The 297-nt window shown below is 62.3% G+C and carries 1 protein-coding gene; it reads left to right on the top strand.

What is annotated here, in order from left to right; all coding sequences use genetic code 11:
- Window positions 1–129: 129 nt before the first annotated feature.
- The coding region (locus tag HMPREF3014_RS26365; RefSeq protein WP_141765470.1) for a type II toxin-antitoxin system RelE/ParE family toxin at window positions 130–297 on the top strand (168 nt) is incomplete at its 3' end.

Genomic DNA, 297 nt, shown 5'->3' with positions numbered 1-297 from the left:
CTCGAAGCCCTCCGCAACGCAACATCCAGTGGGCTGATGCAACTGGAGCGCGGCGAGTACGACGAGCTTACCAGCGACGACCTGGCCCAATACCTCGACGAGCTCGGCAACCAGGCGAGCCACTGAAGCATGGCCAAATACCGCATCTCCCATGATGCTCAGGCGGACATCATCGACATCCTGCGCTTCACCCACAACCGCTTCGGCGATGCCGCGCGCCGACGTTACCAGGCACTCATCGGCGCAGCGCTGGAAGCAGTTGCGTCAGACCCACAACAGGTAGGCAGCATCAGCCGT

This window comes from Pseudomonas sp. HMSC065H01 (assembly GCF_001815235.1).
Taxonomy (GTDB): domain Bacteria; phylum Pseudomonadota; class Gammaproteobacteria; order Pseudomonadales; family Pseudomonadaceae; genus Pseudomonas; species Pseudomonas aeruginosa.
Note: the sequence above shows the minus strand (reverse complement) of the source record. Positions and strands in the feature narration are given on the sequence as shown.